The 21,285-nt window shown below is 54.1% G+C and carries 19 protein-coding genes; 8 read left to right on the top strand and 11 right to left on the bottom strand.

The genetic code is table 11. From position 1 onward, the window contains the following. Positions 1-97: 97 nt before the first annotated feature. From AC1UKS_RS09690 to yobA, 6 genes are all read right to left on the bottom strand, one after another. Positions 98-2,581 carry an outer membrane usher protein gene (locus tag AC1UKS_RS09690; RefSeq protein WP_482436647.1) on the bottom strand — a complete coding sequence of 828 codons (2,484 nt, stop codon included), beginning with the start codon at positions 2,579-2,581 and terminating at the stop codon, positions 98-100. 15 nt (positions 2,582-2,596) lie between these two features. Beyond that, positions 2,597-3,031, bottom strand: a complete 435-nt coding sequence (locus AC1UKS_RS09685; RefSeq protein ID WP_482436645.1) for a fimbrial protein — start codon at positions 3,029-3,031, stop codon at positions 2,597-2,599. 207 nt (positions 3,032-3,238) lie between these two features. Further along, the gene (locus AC1UKS_RS09680; RefSeq protein ID WP_482436644.1) at positions 3,239-3,763 is read right to left on the bottom strand and encodes a fimbrial protein; all 525 of its coding nucleotides are present in this window, start codon (positions 3,761-3,763) and stop codon (positions 3,239-3,241) included. Between the two features lie 1,065 nt (positions 3,764-4,828). Beyond that, positions 4,829-5,167, bottom strand: a complete 339-nt coding sequence (locus AC1UKS_RS09675; RefSeq protein ID WP_053142726.1) for a YebY family protein — start codon at positions 5,165-5,167, stop codon at positions 4,829-4,831. A 60-nt stretch (positions 5,168-5,227) separates the two neighbouring features. Then, positions 5,228-6,106, bottom strand: a complete 879-nt coding sequence (gene copD / locus AC1UKS_RS09670) for a copper homeostasis membrane protein CopD (protein WP_482436642.1) — start codon at positions 6,104-6,106, stop codon at positions 5,228-5,230. Position 6,107: 1 nt separating this feature from the next. Then, a complete protein-coding gene (gene yobA, locus AC1UKS_RS09665; RefSeq protein WP_482436641.1) occupies positions 6,108-6,473 on the bottom strand; it encodes a CopC domain-containing protein YobA in 366 nt (121 codons plus the stop codon). A 163-nt stretch (positions 6,474-6,636) separates the two neighbouring features. Between yobA and AC1UKS_RS09660 the strand changes: the two genes are divergently transcribed. The 3 genes from AC1UKS_RS09660 (at position 6,637) to exoX (ending at position 8,388) form a co-directional block, all read left to right on the top strand. Then, complete coding sequence (locus AC1UKS_RS09660) at positions 6,637-6,867, top strand: DNA polymerase III subunit theta (protein WP_013202504.1); 231 nt, start codon at positions 6,637-6,639, stop codon at positions 6,865-6,867. Between the two features lie 84 nt (positions 6,868-6,951). Continuing rightward, complete coding sequence (locus AC1UKS_RS09655) at positions 6,952-7,710, top strand: carbon-nitrogen hydrolase family protein (protein ID WP_482436640.1); 759 nt, start codon at positions 6,952-6,954, stop codon at positions 7,708-7,710. Between the two features lie 12 nt (positions 7,711-7,722). Then, a complete protein-coding gene (exoX, locus tag AC1UKS_RS09650) occupies positions 7,723-8,388 on the top strand; it encodes an exodeoxyribonuclease X (RefSeq protein WP_013202506.1) in 666 nt (221 codons plus the stop codon). Here the strand turns inward: exoX and AC1UKS_RS09645 are convergent. Both AC1UKS_RS09645 and AC1UKS_RS09640 read right to left on the bottom strand, forming a co-directional pair. Beyond that, positions 8,385-10,451 carry a prolyl oligopeptidase family serine peptidase gene (locus tag AC1UKS_RS09645; RefSeq protein WP_482436638.1) on the bottom strand — a complete coding sequence of 689 codons (2,067 nt, stop codon included), beginning with the start codon at positions 10,449-10,451 and terminating at the stop codon, positions 8,385-8,387. The two genes, exoX and AC1UKS_RS09645, sit on opposite strands and share 4 nt — an antisense overlap. 128 nt (positions 10,452-10,579) lie before the next feature. Further along, positions 10,580-11,233, bottom strand: coding sequence for a tellurite resistance TerB family protein (locus tag AC1UKS_RS09640; protein WP_265910693.1), 654 nt, complete (start codon positions 11,231-11,233; stop codon positions 10,580-10,582). Positions 11,234-11,457: 224 nt separating this feature from the next. On the opposite strand from AC1UKS_RS09640, the gene AC1UKS_RS09635 reads away from it, so the two are divergent. Next, the gene (locus tag AC1UKS_RS09635; RefSeq protein ID WP_482436637.1) at positions 11,458-12,285 is read left to right on the top strand and encodes a sugar phosphate isomerase/epimerase family protein; all 828 of its coding nucleotides are present in this window, start codon (positions 11,458-11,460) and stop codon (positions 12,283-12,285) included. A 109-nt stretch (positions 12,286-12,394) separates the two neighbouring features. Here the strand turns inward: AC1UKS_RS09635 and AC1UKS_RS09630 are convergent, their stop codons facing one another. After that, positions 12,395-12,802, bottom strand: coding sequence for a YebG family protein (locus AC1UKS_RS09630; protein WP_482436635.1), 408 nt, complete (start codon positions 12,800-12,802; stop codon positions 12,395-12,397). A 137-nt stretch (positions 12,803-12,939) separates the two neighbouring features. Between AC1UKS_RS09630 and purT the strand changes: the two genes are divergently transcribed. Next, on the top strand, positions 12,940-14,118 hold the full coding sequence (gene purT, locus AC1UKS_RS09625) for a formate-dependent phosphoribosylglycinamide formyltransferase (protein WP_482436634.1): 1,179 nt from the start codon (positions 12,940-12,942) through the stop codon (positions 14,116-14,118). Between the two features lie 70 nt (positions 14,119-14,188). Here purT and AC1UKS_RS09620 read toward each other — a convergent pair whose 3' ends face one another. After that, on the bottom strand, positions 14,189-14,827 hold the full coding sequence (locus tag AC1UKS_RS09620; protein WP_482436633.1) for a bifunctional 4-hydroxy-2-oxoglutarate aldolase/2-dehydro-3-deoxy-phosphogluconate aldolase: 639 nt from the start codon (positions 14,825-14,827) through the stop codon (positions 14,189-14,191). A gap of 205 nt (positions 14,828-15,032) precedes the next feature. Continuing rightward, entirely contained in the window at positions 15,033-16,508 is a 1,476-nt protein-coding gene (gene zwf / locus AC1UKS_RS09615; RefSeq protein WP_482436631.1) for a glucose-6-phosphate dehydrogenase, read from the bottom strand. A gap of 376 nt (positions 16,509-16,884) precedes the next feature. Here zwf and AC1UKS_RS09610 point away from each other — a divergent pair, with 376 nt between their 5' ends. The 3 genes from AC1UKS_RS09610 to AC1UKS_RS09600 all read left to right on the top strand — a co-directional run bounded on the left by AC1UKS_RS09610 (position 16,885) and on the right by AC1UKS_RS09600 (position 21,279). Then, entirely contained in the window at positions 16,885-17,757 is an 873-nt protein-coding gene (locus AC1UKS_RS09610; protein ID WP_265910698.1) for a MurR/RpiR family transcriptional regulator, read from the top strand. A gap of 105 nt (positions 17,758-17,862) precedes the next feature. Beyond that, positions 17,863-19,305, top strand: a complete 1,443-nt coding sequence (gene pyk, locus AC1UKS_RS09605) for a pyruvate kinase (protein ID WP_013202515.1) — start codon at positions 17,863-17,865, stop codon at positions 19,303-19,305. A gap of 420 nt (positions 19,306-19,725) precedes the next feature. Beyond that, entirely contained in the window at positions 19,726-21,279 is a 1,554-nt protein-coding gene (locus AC1UKS_RS09600; RefSeq protein WP_482436629.1) for a pyridoxal phosphate-dependent decarboxylase family protein, read from the top strand. Positions 21,280-21,285: the final 6 nt, after the last annotated feature.

The raw sequence follows: 21,285 nt of genomic DNA, 5'->3' as shown, positions 1-21,285 counted from the left end.
CCTGACATATCTCTATTTTCCACCCGCAACTGACGTGCCTTACGGGCAGACTTCTGCATTCGTGTATAAGAACGGGTTGTAACAGGATCTGGACCGGCTACCGGGTGATGCACGGTAATAACAGGATGTTTTCCAGATTTGTCGGTAACGGCGCAGGCAGTTGGATTTGACATTGCTTTTTACCGTCCCAGCTCACATCCATATCTGCACCCGGCTTAATGCCAGAAAGCCATATTTTGCCGTCATCCCCAACAATCCCCGTTTGGATCTTCGCTTTATTCATTACCGTCGCACCAAAGGGAGGCGAACTGCCGTCTGCGAGCTTAATAATTGCCATCGCCTTTTGGCCGGCTAATATGCCAAATTTGCGGTAACCGATAGCCCCTTCCGTCAGCGTGTCCTGAACCACTGAACGCGTTGCATCCACATCATCCGGCAGTTTATCCAGATCCACATTAACGCTGCTGCGGTAATAACTACTGATATTCGCCACCACCGCCTTACCAAACATATTGGTATTTGTCACCGCGCCGTAACCGCGGATGGGTACATTGCCAACGCCATCCGTATCCACCAGCATCCGGGTGCCGCCCATCACACCGGTTCGGTGCAATGCCGCGCCCTGGGCAGTAGCGGTCATGCCTCCCTGCATCGACAGGCCAACCGCGCTGTAATCGCTGCCACGGAAACTGGCATTTGCGCTGACTTCAGCAATGTCACCGTCATGCGTATAGTATCCGCTGCCGGTAAGGCGGCCATCGGTCGTCGCCCCTGTCGACAGGCTATAGCTATTGTTGCTGTCGATATTGTTGTGATAACTGGCACTGTGGCTACTGCTGCCGCCAAACTGCCCGCTGTAACTCATCGAACCGCCCGCCCCCCATGGCAGACTCAGGCCAAGAAACATGCCATCATCGTTTTTACCCTCCATTTTTGAGCGATAGGCCGACAGGCTTAAACTGATGTTTTTAAAACGCCCAAGGTCAAAACTGTTCGCCACTGAAGCATTCCAGGTATCGGTCGGTGTTCCATTCCAATAGGTCTGGTGGCTGTAGTTCAGATAGGCGCTCAAATTGAGATCACGGAACTGCTTATTGAGCGTGACGGTATAAGCTTCCTTACCGCCGCCCTCGCCCGTGTTGTGCTGCTCACGGGCAGTCAGGTATTGCGACATGCTCATAAAGTTACGTTCTGAGAACCGGTAACCAGCAAACGTCACCTGACTGTCATACTTGTCAAAACGTTTGGAATAGCTCAGACGATACGAACCACCATGTTTAGTCACTTCTCCTGGGAAAGTGGCCCGGGACTGCGTAACATCAAACGATAACGCCCCAAATGCCATCAGATCGCGACCGACCCCTGTCGCCAGCGCGTTATAGTCGCCGGCAGACATTCCGCCCCCGTACAATGACCAGCCATTGTTAACACCCCAGGAAAACTCGCCTGTGGCAAATGTCGGGCTCTGGGTGTGATGGCTGTAATCCGAGGGCTTACCCGCGGAGACTTTATAGCGAACCAAACCCGGACGAGTCAGATAGGGAATGCTGGCGGTATCAACCTGGAAGGTTTGTACCGTGCCGTCCTGTTCCTGAACCGTCACGTCTAATTTGCCGGCGACCGCATCATTCAGATCCTGAATACGAAACGGACCGGCGGCGACCGTGGTCTCATCAAGCACCCGGCCTTGCTGCCTGACGGTCACCTTGGCGTTGGTTTTCGCCACCCCGGTCACCTCCGGCGCATAGCCACGCAGATTTGGCGGTAGCTGACTGTCATCCGTGGTCATACTGACGCCAGTAAAACGAAAGCTGTCGAACATTGAGGAAGGCAGATAGTTCTCCCCAAGCACCAGTTTCGCCTTTAGCGAGGTAATCGCCCGATAGGCATAGTAACGGTCCCAGTTCAGGCTTTGTTGCGAACCGCTGCCCTGAACTGAACTCCGGTTATATTGCCCCTGCCAGTCGGCCCGCAGACGCCATGGCCCCGCGTTGACACCGGTCGTTCCATTACCGCTAATGGACTGTGACTGCCCACCCGAAGACTGGCGGGTGTTCATGGCATTGATACCGTAGTCAAACAGGATCCCCGGCACACCGTTATCCCAACGTGAAGGCGGATCCCAGTTTTCAGCGGTGTATTCCAGAAAAGCCTGCGGGACGTTCAGGTAAAGCGTGCCGGTGCCCAAATCAGCCCGGGCAATGATGCCCGGTAAGGAATGCATATCCAGGCACTGGCCATCATGCCACCAGGAAAGGTGACTCATTGTCCCTTCTTTCAGGCCAAACGTCGAAACCAACTCTTTGGTCAGGCAAGCCTGTGAGCCTTTAGGGTCATCGTCTGGAACCATAAAGGCAATGTTCCGCTCAGGCAGCTCCGCTTTATTGACTCTTACCGCAAGCTGATAATCTCCTGGCATCAAATAGCCTGCGCGTGCAAACTGGTTCAGATCGATACGACTACGATCCTTCACGTCCAGCACGTCGGTGTTAAACTGCACGTCACCGTCAGCGGCGTGCGCTATTTGTCCGGCAAGTAACGCCAGATAAATAGCCACCAGCGACCTTCGCAGTTTGAACATTGCCTCACCTTCCCATCAAAAATAATCAATTTTGAAACGGACAGCCGTGCGAAAATCTCCCGCCTGATACAGCGAATGATCGCTAACCACCCGTAAAAAGAAGTCCAGTTCCATACGACCGGAGGCCAGGGGCTCATAAGACATTGGCTGTCCTGGCACGGCCAGGTGACCCGAGCTGTCCGCAATCTCCAGGCCAATGCCCGTTGCACCGTCGATCCCAAATAAACCGTCATCCGGTTTGCCCTCAAACGTGACCTGAAATCGCGACGCGGCGGTTGTTCCCTGGTTCTGAGGTAGAAGGCGACAGTTCACCAAATGGATGGCAAACGGACGCGCCATTCCCACCCCGCCATGAAGGACTTCACTTACCGTGTCAGTACCGATTTCTACCGTTTGCTCCCGGTCGGCCACATCAATGGCGCAAGGAGTATCGAGGATGCTGCCATTCATACGGACAATGCCTTGTCCCTGCAGGCGCGCCGGGGCGCTGACTGAAAGCAGGCTTATCAGTATGAAAAGCAGTACCCGAAAGATGCACATCACTGTTACTCCGTCACAATGGTGTTGAGCTGTATCAGCCGTCTTGTCTGGACTACGACAGACGGCAGAACAGGGGACTTACCGGATACCTGTTCATCGGTATCCGGTAGCGTCGTCTTACTGGTAAGCTAAGGTAAAATCGGCAACGGAAGAGAATTCACCCGCGGTAGGTGCTGAAGCGCCGTCACCCTGAACATACGCGGAGAACAGCAGGTGGTTGGAGCCATCCTGCAGGGCTTGTGCATCGGTGGCTTTGCCCAGTGCAATGGCTTTGCCCGCACCATCGGTCAGCGCGATTGACGCACCGGTAGCGGTACCGGTAATACCCAGGTGATCTTTGTTAGTTGAGCTAGCTGCACCGCTAAAAGTTACGGTCACACCTTTAACTGTGCTCACCGCGCAGTTCTCAAGATCAATTTCGAAGTTTTTAGGCGTGGAGGTCCCATTGTTAGCCAGAGCAGCGCTGGAGATTTGACCCAACTTCACGCTCTGTCCATCGGAAGCATCGCTAATTGAGCACGGTGCATCAACAATTGAACCTACGAAGTTAATTTTCCCCTGCCCTTGATCTGCAGCATTCGCTGAACCAGCAATAATTACAGCGCCCATACCCAGTGCTAAAACGAATTTGTTCAGTTTCATGACTTCATTATTCCTTGCTATTTTAAATACCAGATGTTAATCATCAGGCGGATATAGATATCGGATACCTTATTGTCCAATCACGAATAAGCCACCTCTATCCGAAGGGGAATTTACAGAGTGAAACACCCCTTCGGTTAAATTAAGTTATCTCGCCCATGGCATAAATAAGTTAACACTGCCAAAACCACACCCTGAAAATAAATACTGCCCCTTCAGGGAACATACTCAAGCGATAAACACCTTGAATTTGATGGGTGCATTTTTCAATGAATCCCCCCATGACACAACTCATGTATTTATCATAAAAACCTCATTCCCCCACCTATACCCCACAACAAACATACCCATGATTTATAAGAATATTTATAAAAATGTGAAGTGCAGAAATGGCGTATGACATTCAAATGAGAAGTGATATGAGGAATGTGTAACCCGGAGGTTTGATATTTTTACTCAGAAATAGCCAATGCAGAATGTCATTGCGGTGGTCTCTCCATCCTTTTATGGATGAAGACGAGCTGATCAGAGCCTTTTTAAAGGCCAGAAATGTTGAATGAATGCCGAACCTGGATACACAAATTACGCCTATAGCAAAGCAGGGCAAACAGCTGAACGGGTATTGCCAGTTCATGGGATACAGGAGATCCAGGAGATACAGGCATTGAAAGAACATTCGCACTGCCCCTGCCAGGGTAATAGTGCGTTTCGCTAATAAAACGGAATGCCTACAGAGTGGGAATGGGGAAAGACATGAGCTGCGCAAAACGATTGAACGTCGGGTTACTGGTTAAAAAAATCCATAAAAAAAGACCGAAGACGATTCCTATCTTCGGTCCAGGGAAATGGCTCCTTGTGGGAGCCGTGCGCTAAAAGTTGGCATTTATGCAGGCTATGTCGCCTTGCCCTTTAAAAGGTAGTACAGGCGCGGGGATTTTCCAGCCAGTTGTAAACGGCTTGATATAAACTTGTTGGCTCTGTGATCATGGCGGCAGAAACAGGCAAACTGCCTTGCCAGGCGGCAAGACAGCGTATTGAAGTGAATCTCTGGCGTGACTTTTCCGCTTAGTTACACAGCTTCTGAGTGCGCTCGATAATCGGCGTCAGGCTCTTTTTCTGGCCCGGATGCTGTGGGTCGTCGCTCTGGATAATGCTGATGTTCTGCCCTTTCGCCTGCCCGCTCTTTACCAGATCGCTGGCGACATCGTTGATTGGGTATTGCGCCAGCGTGCTTGGATTGATAACAAACAGCGCATTGCCTTTTGCACAGGTCAACATCACTTCTTCGCGGTCGAAAGGCCAGGTATCCTTGCCCATTTCAAAACGACTTACGGTGATAATCTCCGCCGCCATGGCGCTGGAACAAAAACTCAGTGCAATCATCAGACTGGCCAATTTTTTCATGGTGGTGCAAACCCTCTCTGGATAACGCCTGCCGTGTGCAGGCGGTAGAAATAATCAGTATCAGGCCGGTTCAAGCGTGGCAAACACGCTAACCAGCAGCAAAACCAACGCCGAGAGCAACAGCTCAGCCAGCGTGGTCAGCAGAAATTTATGTTGGGCATTCTCACCGCTACGCTGAAATCGTGGCACCAGCCAGTAACGGTTAAACAGGGCGACCGCACACATTAACGCCACCAGCAGCGTCTTAATCAGCAGCAGCTGGCTGTAGAGCTGAAAGCTGGCCGGTGGCCAGCCCAGCAGCAAGAGCGCGTTGATCACGCCACTGATCACCACCAGCGCCACCGCCAGATGCCCGTAGCGTGAAAAGCGCATCAGGGTGCGGATCGCGTCATAGCGTGTCGCCATCTGCCGCGCGTCTTTCATCAGCAGGACTACCGGCAGCAATCCACCGGCCCAGAAGGCCGCCGAGAGCAGATGCACGGCCTGATTGGTGCGTTGCAGCACGCCCATCGCGCCATCCAGCATCGCGGCATGTCCGACAAAGGCCAGGCCCACCAGCTGCCCTACGCCACTCAGCAATAGAAGCTGCTGACGAATACGGCAATGAAGCACCAATGCCGCCACGCCCAGCAAGGCGGCGATCAGCTGCCATTGCCAGGCCTGTCCAAAACGGGTCTGCAATACCGCCAGCCAGACGTCCGTATTGGCGAGATCCTGCCAGCCATCACCCATCAGCCCGGTTTGGGCGGCAAGCAGCATAACGGCGGTAATCAACGCCGTTATCGCACTGCAGTTCAGTAACAGGCGAAAACGTCCCGCCAGATAGTATCGAAAACGGGCCGGCGCCATCAATGCGCTATACAGGCTGCCGCTTGCCAGCGACATCAGCGCGGCAAAGTGCAGCCAGCGGCAGAGTATATAGAAGGTGCTGAGGGACATCTTACTTCACGCTAAAGCTGTAATTCCCGTTGGTTTTATGTCCGTCTACCGAAAGCACATGCCAGTTCACCAGGTAATGACCTGAGGGCAACGGCTGCTGTAAGGGCGCAATCAGCTGGTTATGCTGTTGTGGCGCGCGCTCAGCTTTGGCGGTGGGGATCGCTTTCTGATTGCCGTCGAGGATCTCCACGCCGCTGAAAGCCGGTTCGATATCTTCAGAAAACGTCATCGTTAACGCCTGAGGAGAGGCTTCAACATTCGCATTCGCGGCGGGATACTGGCTCTTTAAATGAGCGTGTGCAGAAGCTTGCTGAGAGAAGGCGGCAGCGGTCAGCGCCAGAGCAAAAACCATAGAGAACTTACGCATAATAGTCGTATCATCCTGTCCTTGGCAGCCCGATAGCTGCGATGAGGCCGAAAGGATACCCCGCTTAAAATAATGTGTCGAGCCGATAACGGCGCTAAGCAGACCCAGGCTTGCGAAAGTGCACTAACTGCTATATTTTTGCCGCCGTAACAGGAGAAAGCTGATGACTCAAAATCTGGCCAACTGGCCGCAGGAAGAAAAAGATAAGGTTAACGTCGACCTGGCCGCTGCAGGTGTGGCGTTTAAAGAACGCTATAACATGCCGGTAATTGCCGAAATGGTTGAGCGCGAGCAGCCGGAAGCATTACGTGACTGGTTCCGTCAGCGTCTGACGCAATATCGCCAGGCTTCACTGAGCCTTTCGCGCTTACCTTACGAACCAAAACTAAAATAGCCGTCAATTTGACTTAATATCTCTTGTCTTTATTCACCGCTTCGGTTGTGATGATGGCCTCAATGAGACCTTGCTGGAGAGCTTATGTCTGTCTGGAGTATTGCTGCTGCTCAATCAGGTTCGCGACCGGGTGACATCACCTGGAACATTTCCCGCCACCTTGAATTCATTCTTCAGGCTGCATCCCATCACATCGATTTACTGATCTTCCCTGAACTTTCCCTCACCGGCTACGAACTCTCCCTGGTGCCCACTTTGGCGATGACCCTGGACGATCCATGCCTGCAGGTGTTTGCCGATGCCGCAACTGCCCATCAGATGTCGATTGTCATCGGCCTGCCGCTGGTTAACGGCGAGGATATTCTACTCAGCGCCGTGGCTTTCCTGCCGGACGGCACCAGGGTGGCCTACGGCAAGCGCAATCTCTTTGGTGATGAGAAGCTGTTCTTTACCGCGGGCGAAGGCGTACCGCTGTTTGGTTATCAGCGTCATCATGTCGCCATGGCGATCTGCGCGGATATCAGCGTGGAAGAGTTTGCCCGCGACGCGGCAAGACGTGGCGCCAATCTGTATGCCACTGGCGTACTGGTTTCGGAAAAGGGTTATCACAATGATTGTGAATACCTGGCGCGCTGGTCACGCGACTACAAAATGGCGGTGCTGATGGCCAACCATGCCCTGCCCACCGGCGGTTATCAAAGCGCGGGCAAGAGTGCGCTGTGGGACGAAAGCGGCAGACAGGTGGTCGCCGGCGGCGAAGGTGAGCAGTTAGTCATTGCCAGAAGAACGGGTAATGATTGGCAAGGAGAGGTGCATTCGTTACGCTACCCGCCAGTTTTTTAAAAGGGACGCATAATGTTACGCGTGATAGATACCGAAACCTGCGGTCTGCAGGGTGGAATTGTGGAAGTGGCGTCGGTCGATGTGATTGATGGCAAGATTGTCAATCCGATGAGTGATTTAATCTGCCCTGACCGGCCCATCAGCCCACATGCGATGGCGATTCATCGCATCACCGAAGCGATGGTCGCAGATAAGCCGCCTATCGAGCACGCCATCGGTCGTTATCACGGCAGTCCCTATTACGTCGCCCACAACGCCAGCTTTGACCGGCGGATGCTGCCAGAAATGCACGGAGAGTGGATTTGTACCATGACCCTGGCACGGGGATTATGGCCAGGCATCAAATACAGCAACCAGGCACTGCGCGAAACGCTGAAGCTGGAGGTCACCCCTCCGGCCGATCTTCACGCGCACCGGGCGCTGTATGACTGCTATGTCACTGCCGCCCTGCTGATCCGCATTATGGATTACTCCGGCTGGGATGCCGCCGAGATGATCCGCAGAATGCTGGTGAAAGGCTCAAGCACCACCTTCCCGTTTGGCAAATACCGTGGCAGTAAAATTGATGATGTGGCGAAACGCGATCCGGGATACCTCAAGTGGATGCTGAAAAATATCCCGGATCTTAAGCCCGATCTGCGCAGCGCGATGGAACGCGCATTGTCAGCTGAGGATTAGTTTGCGTTGACCGCGCTGAGCGTGTCCTGCGCCAGCGCGATCAGGAAGGTGTATTCCAGCGCCACCCCTTCGTAAGCCTTAAAGCGTCCTGATTTACCGCCGTGTCCTGAGTCCATATCGGTACAGATCATCAGCAGGTTATCATCCGTTTTCACCTCTCTCAGCTTCGCCACCCATTTTGCCGGTTCCCAGTACTGTACCTGGGAATCGTGCAGACCGGTGGTGATCAACAAATGCGGATAGGCCTGAGCAGTAACGCAATCATACGGGCTGTATTGACGAATGTAGCGGTAATACTGCTCTTCCGCCGGATTGCCCCACTCGTCATATTCCCCGGTGGTAAGTGGAATGGATTCATCGAGCATGGTGGTAACAACGTCGACAAACGGCACCTGCGCCACAACGCCATGGAATCGGTCAGGTGCCATATTGATCACCGCACCCATCAGCAGGCCACCGGCGCTGCCGCCCATTGCATAAAGCTTATCAGGATGACCGTATCCCTGAGCCACCAACGCATCGGTCAGATCGATGAAATCGTTGAAGGTATTCATTTTGTTTAACAGGCGGCCGTCGTCATACCACTGCTGCCCCAATTCTCCGCCCCCGCGAATATGCGTCAGGGCAAAGACGAATCCGCGATCCAGCAGGCTCAGGCGGCTGGCGCTGAAATCGGCATCCATGCTGCTGCCATAAGAGCCATAGCCGTACACCAGCAGCGGATTTTTGCCCGGCTGATAGTGGTCGCGGTGATAGACCAGAGAAACCGGCACTTCAACGCCATCACGGGCGGTGATCCAGTGACGTTCACTACGATAGTTGCTGCCATCGAAGCCCTTAACCTCAGCCTGTTTCAGCACCTTGCGCTCGCCACTGTCCAGATCCAGCTCAAAAAGTGTGTCCGGCGTGGTCATTGACGAGTAGCCATAGCGGATTTTGCTGGTCTCCGGGCTGGGATTGTAGGAAAGCCAGGTGACATAGGCCGGATCGTCAAAGGCGATGCCTGACTCTTTGCCGGTCAGCCAGTGGATCTGGCGCAGGCTGGTCAGCCCACCCTCACGTTCTTCGACCACCAGCCAGTCACGGAACAGGCTGAAATCTTCCAGCACCACGTCAGGCCGTGGCGGGATCAGCGTCTGCCACTTGTCTTCTGCAAAAGCAGCGGTCCGGTACAGACCGAAATTTTTGCCTTCACGATTCGAACGCACATAGAACTGCTGCTGGTAATGATCAACGCCATATTCGTGATCCTTGCGGCGCTGGCAGAACAGTTGCGGTTCGGCATTCGGGTCAGCGGCATCCAGCAGCAGAACTTCGCTGGTAGTGCTGCTGCTCAGGGAGATGAGGATATAGTCTTCCGAGGTGGTTTTGTGCACGCCGACGTAGAAGGTATCGTCCAGCTCTTCATACACCAGCTGGTCATCCTGCACTGGCGTTCCCAGCGTATGACGCCAGACCTGGTAAGGCAGCAGCGTCTGCTCATCCTTCTTCACGTAATACAGCGTACGGTTGTCGCTGGCCCAGGTCAGGCTGGAGGAGACATTTTCCAGCACATCTTCGTACCAGTCTCCGGTTTCCAGATTACAGAAGCGGATGCCGTACTGACGACGTGAGAGGAAATCTTCGGCCACCGCCATGGTTTTATTATCACCGGTGATGCCGACGCCACCGAGTGTATAAAAATCGCTGTCCTTCGCACGCAGGTTGCCGTCCAGCAACACGTCCCAGCGATCAGGCGTAGCGGTCTCTTCAGGCTGGCGCGTATAGATGGCGTATTCATTGCCCTCTTCATAACGGCTTTGGTAGCGGTAACCCTTTCTGACGTAAGGGACCGAGTGATCGCGCTGGGGAATGCGGTCAATAATCTCCTTCAGCACCGTCTCCTGCAGCGCCTGCTGCGACTGCATGATCTCTTTGCCATAGGCATTTTCGGCCTTCAGGTAGTCGAGGACCGCAGGATCTTCCCGCTTGTCATCGCGCAGCCAGTAATAATTATCGGTGCGGGTTTCTCCGTGGAGCGTCATATCAAAAGGAATTTTTTTGGCAATTGGTGGTTTATGCATGGTTCAGCCCCGTTGGATCAATCACATAGGCTAAGGGTGGCAGTTGTTATCAAGATTGCCAAGCGCAATGGCAGGAGATTGAAAAAATAGTGTGACGGGGTGACACAAGGGTCACCCCGAAAGCAGGATCAGGCGGTAAGCTTCAGCTTTTCGGCTTTAATATCTTCAGCCATGCTGTCGCGCACGTCCTGAGGGATTTTCAGTTCATCACCCAGCGCCTGAAGGTAGCTGCGCTCCATAAAGTGGTCGACGTCGATCGCCAGGTTGCTGAGGAAATAGACCTCCAGCGCCTCTTCTTCGTTTTTCACGTCCACGGCCAGTTTTTGTGGGTCCAGCGGCATATCAATCGCCTGCTGAATCAGCCGCTCGCCATCTGCGCCTAGCCCGGACTGATGGATATGCTCGTTAATGGCCTGTCGTTCCTGGGTATCAATATGCCCGTCGCTTTTCGCGGCGAAGACCAGCGCCTGCACCAGACGCTCGGCCCGGCGATCGACAGGTGACTGCTGCTGACCGAATTGCGGCTGATCCTGATGGGTTTCGCTCACCCGATCCTTATACTTTTTCCACAGTACGGCACCTGCTGCGGCGCTACCGCCGATGATCAGCGCATTTTTGCCATACTTGGTCAGCAGATTACGGGAGGATTTGCTGGCAATCAGCAAACCGGCCAGTCCACCAAGCGCGCCCGGTGCCAGCATTTTACTCAGGCCTTCACCACCGCCTTTGCCGTCTTTACTGCCTCCCAATACCGTTTGAATCTGTTGCAGCCAGTTACTCATTGCCTTTCCTTCTTCAGCGGAAAACAACCAGCATAGAGCGACTTGCGTCAAGAAGCGTCAAAGCAGGAAAAGCCTGGAAAACCTTCACGGTCAGCTGATGCTAAGCCGTCAGCTATACTTGCCCCACCAGTCGAACCTTCTGGTTCATAATGCTTCGCCAAAAGTGGCGGCTGAATCGACAGGATTTATTTTTTTTAAAGCACCAGCGTAAGGGAAAAATCATCATGAGATTCAATAATAATCCGCTGTTTATCAATACGGTTTTGCTTGGCGGCAGCACGGAAGAGAAGTTGAAGGCCGCCAGCCAGGCCGGGTTTGATCAGGTTGAGCTCTGGCGTCAGGACGTGGAGGCAGCCAGCGGCGATGCCAGTGATGTGGCCAGATTACTGGATAACCACGGCCTGGCCATGACGGATTACCAGGTGCTGCTGGATTTTGACGGCGCCCCAGACGATCAGCGAGAGAGTAAACGCCAGGAAGCCCTGCAGATGCTGGATACCGCCGTTGAACTGGGCGCAACAACCTTACTGACGCCTGCATCTACCCATCAGGGCTGCATTGCAGATCGGGAAGAGGAAGATATACGCTGGCTGGCCCGTCAGGCAGGCAAACGTGGCCTGCGCGTGGCCTTTGAAGCCATGGCATGGAGCACGCATATCAACAACACGGCCGCGGCCTGGCAACTGGTGCAAAAGGTCAATGAACCCAATCTTGGACTAGTGGTGGATGCGTTTCACATTTTCGTGCTGAACCGGACGGTGGACGATCTGGCGGGGATTCCGATGGATAAGATCTTCCTGGTCCAGCTGTCAGACCTGGTTACCCTTCCCAACCACGATCGTCTGGTGGATGTGGCACGCCATCAGCGTTTATTGCCAGCCGAAGGAAATTTCCCGCTTTCATCCCTGGCTGACTATCTGCATCAGCAAGGCTATTCAGGCCCGATAGGACTGGAAGTGTTCAGCGATTGTTATCATCAACTGCCGCCGGCAGAGGTGGCCAACAAAGCGCTGCAGTCATTGAAAAAGGTATTATCCGGCGGCGATCGTTAACGGTAGCCGGTGAAGCAAGTCACTAACAGGGAAGAGTTAAAGCAAGGTTATATGGCGCAAAGGGGGAAAAATACCCTTCGCGCCACAGGCTGTGATGAAGAAAAAAGGATCAGGCAGCTTTAACGGTTCGTGTAGCCGATTTTGCTTTGGCCGCTTTACCCGTTACGGCTTCCGGCTCTTGCGCATCAGACTCTTCAGCCGGTTCTTCTGCTGCAGCTTCAGCAGTGTCTTGTTCAACGTTCGGTTCAGCATCATTGCCAGCGGCGGAGGACTCGCTCGCTTCAGGCATCTTGCTGGTACGCAGAATATGCTGCACGGCATCTTTATTTTCTGCGAGGAACATGCCCAGCGCTTCACGCTGCTCTTCTTCCATGCCCAGAGGTGCCACGCTCAACCAATCAGAAAAGGCCTCTGCCATATCGAGCATTTTATCGTACGCGTCGGCTTCTTTCTTACTGGCGAATGTCATCTTTTCCTCACCTTTTCTGACGACAACATATTTGATTTCAACAGGCATAATCCACACCTCAGTTAACTGTATTTTTATACAGTATATCAGACGTCTCTTTTTCGCTCAACCCTGGAAAGCGGATGTACGCGCAATCGTTTTCGTTTATACTTCGCGCGTTTTTTCCATCCAATCAGGTAGAGATTATGACCACTCTTGGTACCGCGCTGCGCCCTGCCGCAACCCGCGTAATGCTGTTAGGTTCAGGTGAACTGGGCAAAGAAGTGGCGCTGGAATGCCAGCGTCTTGGTGTTGAAGTGATTGCCGTCGATCGCTATGCCGATGCGCCTGCCATGCATGTGGCACACCGCAGTCATGTGATTAATATGCTGGATGGCGAGGCGTTAAAAGCGCTGGTTGCGCTGGAACGCCCGGATTATATCGTGCCGGAAATTGAAGCCATCGCCACCGATATGCTGATTGAGCTGGAAAAACAGGGTCAACACGTGGTGCCAACCGCCCGCGCTGCCCGCCTGACCATGAACCGTGAAGGCATCCGTCGCCTGGCGGCAGAAGAGCTGGCGTTACCTACCTCGACCTACCGCTTTGCCGACAGCCAGCAGGCGTTTAATCAGGCGGCTGATGAAATTGGCTTCCCGTGCATTGTGAAGCCGGTGATGAGCTCGTCAGGTAAAGGCCAGAGCTTTATCCGCGAAGCGTCACAGTTGGATGCCGCCTGGGAATACGCGCAGCAAGGCGGACGTGCCGGTGCAGGCCGGGTGATCGTTGAAGGTGTGGTGAAGTTTGATTTCGAAATCACCCTGCTGACCATCAGCGCGGTTGATGGCATTCACTTCTGCGCGCCGATTGGCCACCGTCAGGAAGATGGCGACTACCGTGAATCCTGGCAGCCGCAGCAGATGAGCGCCCTCGCGCTACAACGTGCTGAGCAGATTGCCGAAGAAGTGGTTAAGGCACTGGGCGGCCACGGCCTGTTTGGTGTTGAGCTGTTTGTCTGTGGTGATGAGGTGGTGTTCAGCGAAGTTTCCCCTCGCCCACACGACACCGGCATGGTGACGCTGATTTCTCAGGACCTGTCCGAATTTGCCCTGCACGTGCGTGCCTTCCTCGGTCTGCCGATCGGGGGCATTCGTCAGTACGGCGCCGCCGCATCTGCGGTGATCCTGCCGGAACTGGACAGCGATAACGTGCAGTTTGCCAATCTGGGTGGCGTGCTGGGCGCCGGTCTGCAGGTTCGTCTGTTCGGCAAACCGGAAGTCCGGGGTAAGCGCCGTCTGGGCGTGGCGCTGGCCACGGGCGAGAACATCGATGACGCGGTACAGCGCGCGATTGCCTGTGCAGCCGGTGTGAAAGTCAGCGGATAACCGCGCTTTCGTACCAACAAAAAAGGGATGGCCTGTGCCATCCCTTTTGTTTTATGCCTGATCTGACGTCTTATCGCGCGCCCGCTACCGCTTCTCTGGCCAGCTGGGTGATACGATCGTAATCCCTTGCTTCCAGCGCATCAGCCGGAACCAGCCAGGAACCACCAATACAGAGCACGCTTTTCAGCGCCAGATAGTCACGGTAGTTCGCCGGCGAAATGCCGCCCGTCGGGCAGAAACGCACCTGAGGGAATGGGCCGCCAATCGCCTGCAGCGCCTTCACGCCACCGTTGGCTTCAGCCGGGAAGAATTTAAATTCACGCAGGCCATAATCCAGGCCGGTCATCAACTCCGACACCGTGCTGATGCCGGGAATTAACGGCACCGGGCCATCAACCGCTGCGCGTAACAGCGATTCGGTCACGCCAGGGCTGATTACAAACTGCGCACCGGCATCGGTCACTTCTTTCAGCTGCTGGACGTTAAGGACCGTGCCCGCACCCACAATGGCTTCCGGCACTTCGCGGATCATCGCTTTCAGGGCATCCATCGCGCAGGGTGTTCTCAGCGTGACTTCTAAAACTTTCACTCCGCCCGCCACCAGCGCTTTCGCCATTGGCACTGCGTGCTCAAGTTTGTTTACCACAATTACCGGCACCACAGGGCCAGTGGTCAGGATTTGCTCGGCGCTGGTCTTCCAGTTAGTCATCTTTCTGCTTCTCCAAAGCGACGCGCGCGGCGTCAGGACAGGAATACAGCCCCTACCATACAGGATTGCCCTTCCCTGCGTCCATGCGCTAACGCGGATTTTTAAAACTACGGTTCATTTTTCTTTACGACGCTTTTGCCCACGCCTGCGCAAAAAAAAAGCCCCGTAGCAGAGACGGGGCTTGAGAGCAGGCAGCGATGGGCGATTAGCCGATATCGTTCCAGGAACGGCCATCGCGGGTGATCATCGCCACAGAGGCAACCGGTCCCCAGGTTCCTGCCTGATAAGGCTTAGGCGCTTCGTTATCGCCAGCCCAGGCTTCCATGATGGAGTCGACCCACTTCCAGGCTTCTTCCACTTCATCACGGCGAACAAACAGAGCCTGAATACCGCGCATGGTCTCCAGCAACAGGCGCTCGTAAGCATCTGCCAGGTGAGACTGGTTGAAGGTTTCAGAGAAGCTTAAATCAAGCTTGGTGGTTTGCAGGTTGTGTTTGTGATCCAGACCCGGGACTTTGTTCAGAATCTGAATATCCACCCCTTCATCCGGCTGCAGACGAATGGTCAGTTTATTCTGCGGCAGTTCCTGCCAGGAATCTTTGAACAGGTTCAGTGCCGGGTTCTTAAAGTACACCACCACTTCAGAACATTTCACCGGCAGGCGCTTACCGGTACGCAGGTAGAACGGAACGCCCGCCCAGCGCCAGTCATCGATATCCACGCGGATCGAAACGAAGGTTTCGGTGCTGCTGGATTTGTTGGCATCTTCTTCTTCCAGATAGCCAGGCACTTTTTTGCCCTGCACAAAACCAGAGGTGTACTGACCGCGCACGGTTTTTTCGCGCACGTTGGTATGGTCGATGCGGCGCAGTGAACGCAGGACCTTCACTTTCTCATCGCGGATACGGTCTGCAGAAAGATCCGCAGGCGGTGACATGGCAATCATGGTCAGAACCTGCAGCAGGTGGTTCTGGATCATGTCACGCATCTGGCCGGCTTTGTCGAAGTAACCCCAGCGGCCTTCGATACCCACTTCTTCCGACACGGTAATCTGCACGTGATCGATAGTGCGGTTATCCCAGTTTGAAGCAAACAGGGAGTTGGCAAAGCGCAGTGCCAGCAGGTTGAGGACCGTTTCTTTGCCCAGATAGTGGTCAATACGGAACACCTGGTTCTCTTCGAAGTATTCACCGACCTGATCGTTGATCTCCTGAGAGGTTGCCAGAGAGGTGCCTAACGGCTTCTCCATCACCACACGCGCAGGCTGTGCATTGAGCTTGGCGGTGCCCAGACCTTTACAGATCGCACCAAAAGTTCCCGGCGGCATTGCGAAGTAGTTGATGGTGACGCGTTTCTTCTGGTCGAGCATTTTGCCCAGTTTGGCAAAGTGCGCAGCGTCATTCACATCAAGATTACAGAAATCGAGTCGATTGCTGAGCTTATCCCACAGCGCTTCGTCGATCTTCTCCTTCATAAAGGTTTCCAGCGCTTCACGCACTACCTTGGTGTAGGCTGCTTTATCCCAGTCTGCACGACCCACCCCGATAATGCGGGATTCTTCGTGGATCTGACCGGCTTTCTCCAGTTGATACAGGGAAGGCAACAGTTTCCGGCGCGCAAGGTCGCCTTTGGCACCGAAAATGACCAGATCGCATGCCTGGGCCGTTTGTGTAACCGCCATTATATTCTCCTCGTTGCAGGATAAGCCTGACCCGTATAATCCGTAAGCAGTCAGGCTCTTATTGTAATTTTCTTTCAATACAATGTACTGCTTTTGCCAGGTCCACGTAAACCTGGCAGCACGCCTCCAGCACAGAGTATGCAATTGTCTGAACTTTCCCGCGCAGTGAACGGGCAGTTTGTGCGTAATTTTTAAACTTTTTTGTTACTGCATTTACAACTGTGAAAGTTAGACACAGTTCAAAGTCTGATAAAAAAGGCAGGCCAGACGGACAATGCCGCTGCCCGAAGCCGATCGGCGCGCTGTATATTCTCTACAAATTGACATCGATTTCTCCTGTGATTGAAATCGTCAGAATGTATGAGTGGACGCCGTTATGAATATGCTGGAAAAAATCCAGGCTCACCTGGAACACCTTAGCAAATCCGAGCGCAAAGTGGCGGAGGTAATTCTTGCCGCCCCGGGCTCGGCCATCCATGCCAGCATCGCGCTTCTGGCCAGAGAAGCAGAAGTCAGTGAACCGACGGTGAACCGCTTTTGTCATCGCCTGCAAACCAAAGGTTTCCCCGACTTCAAACTCCAGCTGGCGCAAAGCCTGGCTAACGGCACGCCGTATGTCAGCCGCAATGTGGAAGAGCATGACAGCGTGGAAGCCTACTCCGCCAAAATTTTCGAGTCCGCGATGGCCGGGCTGGATCGCGTTCGCAACGGCCTGGACGCCACCGCCATTAACCGCGCGGTGGACCTGCTAACCCAGTCGAAAAAAATTGCTTTCTTTGGCCTCGGCGCGTCTGCTGCCGTGGCGCATGACGCGATGAATAAATTTTTTCGCTTCAATGTGCCTGTCATCTATTCCGATGATATTGTGATGCAGCGAATGTGTTGCATCAACAGCACGGAAGGCGATGTGGTGGTGTTAATCTCCCACACCGGCCGCACTAAAAACGTAGTCGAACTGGCTCAGCTTGCGCGGGAAAATGATGCTACCGTGCTGGCTATCACTTCGGCGGATTCACCACTGGCCCGTGAGGCCACGTTGGCGTTGGCGCTGGATGTCCCGGAAGACACGGATATTTATATGCCGATGGTCTCCCGGCTGGCACAACTGACATTAATAGATGTGCTCGCCACCGGTTTTACCCTGCGACGTGGCGCAAAGTTCCGCGACAATTTGAAGCGGGTCAAGGCGGCACTGAAAGAATCGAGATTTGATAAAGAAGACCCGTTAGTGGCCCTCTCTCGCCGTTAGCCGGTCCGCAATGGGTCGCTGTACCCGGCCCGATCCTATAAAATAGAGTGAACCTTTTCAGGGATTGCTCAGGCAACCTCCCTTTCAAAGTCAACGGAGTCATACATGTCCAGACGTCTAAGAAGAACCAAAATCGTAACGACCTTAGGCCCCGCTACCGACCGTGATAATAACCTCGAAAAAATCATCGCTGCGGGTGCCAACGTCGTTCGCCTGAACTTCTCACATGGCACCGCAGAAGATCATATTCTGCGTGCAAACAAAGTCCGCGAAATTGCCGCGAAGCTGGGACGCCACGTGGCGATCCTCGGCGATTTGCAGGGCCCGAAAATCCGTGTGTCCACCTTTAAAGAAGGCAAGGTCTTCTTAAGCGTAGGCGATCGTTTCCTGCTCGATGCCAGCCTGGGTAAAGGCGAAGGTGATAAAGAAAAAGTCGGCATCGATTATAAAGGTTTGCCGGCCGATGTGGTGCCAGGCGACCTGCTGCTGCTGGATGATGGCCGCGTGCAGTTGAAGGTGCTGGAAGTTCAGGGCATGAAAGTGTTTACCGAAGTCACCGTCGGCGGCCCGCTGTCCAACAATAAAGGCATTAACAAACTTGGCGGTGGCCTGTCGGCTGAAGCGCTGACCGAGAAAGACAAAGCGGACATTCTGATCGCCGCGAAAATCAATTGTGATTACCTCGCCGTTTCCTTCCCGCGCTGTGGTGAAGACCTGAATTACGCCCGCCGCCTGGCACGTGACGCTGGCTGCGATGCAAAAATCGTTTCGAAAGTAGAGCGTGCAGAAGCCGTCGCCTCACAGGAAGCGATGGATGACATTATCCTGGCCTCCGACGTGGTGATGGTTGCAAGGGGCGACCTGGGCGTTGAAATCGGTGATCCGGAGCTGGTCGGCATCCAGAAAGCGTTGATACGCCGTGCCCGTCAGTTGAACCGTTCAGTGATCACCGCGACCCAGATGATGGAGTCGATGATCACCAATCCAATGCCAACCCGCGCCGAAGTGATGGACGTGGCTAACGCCGTGCTGGACGGCACCGATGCGGTGATGCTTTCCGCTGAAACCGCCGCCGGACAGTATCCAGCGGAAACCGTCACCGCGATGGCAAAAGTGTGCCTGGGCGCAGAGAAAATCCCAAGCATCAACGTCTCCAAGCACCGTCTTGACGTGCAGTTCGATAACATCGAAGAAGCCATTGCGATGTCAGCGATGTATGCCGCTAACCACCTGCAGGGCGTGACCGCGATTATCACCATGACCGAATCCGGTCGCACCGCGCTGATGACCTCGCGTATCACGTCTGGCCTGCCTATCTTCGCCATGTCCCGTCATGAGCGTACGCTGAACCTCACCGCGCTATATCGTGGCGTGACGCCGGTCTTCTTTGACAGCAACAACGACGGTGTGGCGGCAGCGCACGACGCCACTAACCTGCTGCGTGATAAAGGCTTCCTGATGTCCGGCGATCTGGTGATCGTGACCCAGGGAGACGTAATGAGTACCACGGGTACGACCAACACCAGCCGCGTGCTTCGCGTAGAATAACCTTCCCCCAAGTTATTGAGCTGCAAGGCTCAATAACTTTTTCTTATCCCCCCGCCGCACGCCCCTTAGTCCTTTGACCGGCCTTTTGCAGCCCTTAACGGCCATTTTGTGATCTGCATCACACTTTTAACATTAACAATGCTTATAACACTCCTGTCACAATAATCCTATTGAATGATAATGATTACTATTTATAATCTCATCCTCAATAACAAACGGTGCTTTAACGCCACAAAACCACACAAACAGGAGTTATTTTAGTTAAGTTAAGCTAAAACCACTGGATTGCTGTGCCAATAGGGTTTTTACCACCCTGGAAAACCGTTAACAAATCTGAACTGACGCCATGCCGTCAGGCGCATAACGTCGTCCTTTTTTTGGGATGGCAGGGCTCACTACGTCTTTTTTTAAGGAATTGCTATGGTCTTACGTTCACAAACTCAGCCGGTGCCTCGCCTGCACCTGTCGTCAGAAACTGCTGGAGTCCAGGAGTACATTTTCAACGATCGGCAACTGGACTCGTGGGATCAGCAAACACAGGACGTGCTGACGTTGCTGACGAATACCATCGCCAACGTGGAAAAACCGTTCAGCGGTATTCTTCCTCATGAACTGGCGCCCAAATTTAACGCTGTCGATCTGAACTCCCCGCTGGGCAGCAACGAAGCGGCGCTGGAAGAGCTGAAGGAGCTCTATCTGCGTGATGCCGTCTGGTTCCACCATCCGAAATATGTTGCCCATCTGAACTGCCCGGTGGTGCTCCCTTCCCTGCTGGCCGAACAGATTATGGCGGCGGTTAACAGCTCGGTAGATACCTGGGATCAGAGCGCCGGCGGCACGTTGATCGAACAGAAAGTCATTGACTGGACCCTGAGCCGCATCGGCTTACCGCATCATTCTGACGGCATTTTCACCAGTGGCGGCACGCAGTCCAACCTGATGGCGATGCTGCTGGCGCGTGACAGCTGGTGTGCTGAACATCATCCGGGTCATTTGATCAAACATCAGGGGCTGCCGCACGATGCCAGCAAATGGCGCGTATTTACCTCGAAGCTGAGCCACTTCAGCATTCAGAAATCGATGGCGATCCTGGGTCTCGGCTACGACGCGGTGATCCCGGTGGATTACGACAATCACTACCGCATGGATGCGATGAAGCTGGAGCAGGAAATTCAGCGCTGCCATCAGGAAGGCCTGATCCCGATTGCCGTGGTCGCCACCAGCGGCACCACCGACTTTGGCAGCATCGATCCGCTGCAAACCATTTCGCATCTTTGCAAACATTACGGCCTGTGGATGCATGTGGATGCGGCCTACGGCTGTGGCTTACTGGTTTCTGAGCAGCATCGCCAGCGCCTGAACGGCATTGAGAAAGCCGATTCAGTGACGGTGGATTACCACAAATCGTTCTTCCAGACCGTCAGCTGTGGTGCCTTCTTCGTTCGCGACAAACAGCATCTGAGCCATGTGACACACCACGCTGACTACCTGAATCCGCTCAGCGCACAGCAGGAAGGCACGCCTAACCTGGTGAACAAAAGTATCCAGACCACCCGTCGTTTCGATGCGCTGAAGATGTGGATGACGCTGCGCATTATGGGCCCTGCCGCCCTGGGTGAAGCGTTCGATTCGATCATCGACCTGACGCAAACCGCGCACACCTTGTTGAGCGCTCATCCGGCCATTGACGTGCTGCATGCGCCGGAACTGACCACCCAAATCTTCCGCTATGTGCCGCGTCCCGGCATGAGCGAGGCCACCGTCGATGAGATCAACGCCAATATCCGTAAAGCGCTGTTCCGCTCCGGTAATGCCGTGATTGCTGGCACCAAAGTTGATGGCCGCCAGTACCTGAAATTTACCCTGTTGAACCCGACCACCACAGCCGCAGACCTGGAAGATGTTATCGCGCTGATCGTTCATTACGGTCGCGAACAGGTTCGCCATTCTGCGCTGAACGCGGCTAATCAGTGAGATCCC

It is taken from the genome of Erwinia sp. AK-PDG3-5, from assembly GCF_056821705.1.
The sequence above is the reverse complement of the archived record's forward strand: the minus strand, read 5'-3'. Positions and strand labels throughout refer to the sequence as shown.